The organism is Lachnobacterium bovis (assembly GCF_900111325.1).
In the GTDB taxonomy this organism is placed as follows: domain Bacteria; phylum Bacillota; class Clostridia; order Lachnospirales; family Lachnospiraceae; genus Roseburia; species Roseburia bovis_A.
On the sequence record NZ_FOGW01000060.1, the window covers coordinates 1 to 1,375 of the forward strand.

Genomic DNA, 1,375 nt, shown 5'->3' on the forward strand with positions numbered 1-1,375 from the left:
TCATGGTTTATCTAAAATAATTTACATATGTTTTGCCAAAAATTATGTTTTTTCAAACCATATGCTTCTCTTATCTCTTTAAGCTTCTGCTCTACTATTTCCTTATGTTCCGGATGACGACGTTCTACATAGAACTCGCATGCTGGAACAAGATATTTGTAGAATTCTTCGTAGCCGATGATATCTTCTACATCATCATAACCCGATTCTAAAAAAAAGCATATATTATTTTCCCCAAAATAAAATTCATCATACGGATCATCATAATCATCTGAAAATATCATCCCATAACTTGGGTTATAATCACTCAATTTATTTTTCATGTCATCTAAAAGTTCTAAAAAACAATTTGAGTTAACGTATTCAACAAATACATCAGTAACTGCGCCCTTATTACATTTTTTTTTCCAAAAATAATCCCCAAATTCTTTATGTTTTTTTAAAATTTCAAAAATTTCATCATCATTAATCATTCTTTATTATCACTCCATTCTAGTACTGAACCTTTTGCCTCTTATATCTTGATATTTTACTTATCACTTTATTTATTGATAGTTTTGTATTTTTATATTTTGAGGTTTATCCCAACTTAAAGCTTCTGTTACAATTCTATAAATATCGTGACATTTACTATAATCCAATTCAAAAACTTCTTCTATGTTTTCATCATCCTCACATATATAAATAGAAAAATATTCTAAACAACATATTTTTTCTAATAATTTCATAAGTTTATTGTCTGCTAATAATTTAGGATTTGTATTGGCTTGCCACTCTAATTTTCTTACTAGTCCAATCACTTTTAGTTCAATCGAACCTTCTATTTCCATCGGCTCTTCAACTTCTATCAATTGTATATCACCATATCCTTTAAATCTTCTAGGCGAATATGAAAAATCCTTTTCTCCCCAACTTGTAAACATTTCAATTATTCCAACATCTTCCAAATCGATTTGTTTTAATTTAAAAACAATACTATAATCCAACTTATTATCCTCCTAGTTTAATATTTCTGGGTCTGAGCGATACCAATATCTATTGTCAAAATCATACCTAAATACATGCTGATGAGGATTGCTATGGACATTTGCTTTCTTAGCTGGCTTCTTTACCTTTGATGCACCCTCGGTTATCTTGCCTGCTTTTGATGCTGTTCCGATTTTCTCTACATCCTTTGGCTTTACTTCTTTGACTTTCGGTTTCTCAAGTTCCGCAATCTCCGACTCTGATATAGTGACTTCTGGTATAAATGCAACTGCATTTTTTCCCATTTTAGATGCATAATCATCATCATAAGATAATATCATGGTTTATCTAAAATAATTTACATATGTTTTGCCAAAAATTATGTTTTTTCAAACCATATGCTTCTCTT

3 protein-coding genes are annotated in these 1,375 nt (G+C 29.7%); all 3 read right to left on the reverse strand.

Annotated elements, in window-relative coordinates; all coding sequences use genetic code 11:
• Positions 1–11: 11 nt before the first annotated feature.
• Complete coding sequence (cdiI, locus tag BMY79_RS11765) at positions 12–473, reverse strand: ribonuclease toxin immunity protein CdiI (protein ID WP_074731032.1); 462 nt, start codon at positions 471–473, stop codon at positions 12–14.
• Between the two features lie 72 nt (positions 474–545).
• Positions 546–986, reverse strand: coding sequence for a hypothetical protein (locus BMY79_RS11770; RefSeq protein ID WP_074731033.1), 441 nt, complete (start codon positions 984–986; stop codon positions 546–548).
• A gap of 12 nt (positions 987–998) precedes the next feature.
• Positions 999–1,307: a hypothetical protein gene (locus tag BMY79_RS11775; protein WP_074731034.1), complete on the reverse strand. Its 309-nt coding sequence runs from the start codon at positions 1,305–1,307 to the stop codon at positions 999–1,001.
• Positions 1,308–1,375 lie beyond the last annotated feature (68 nt).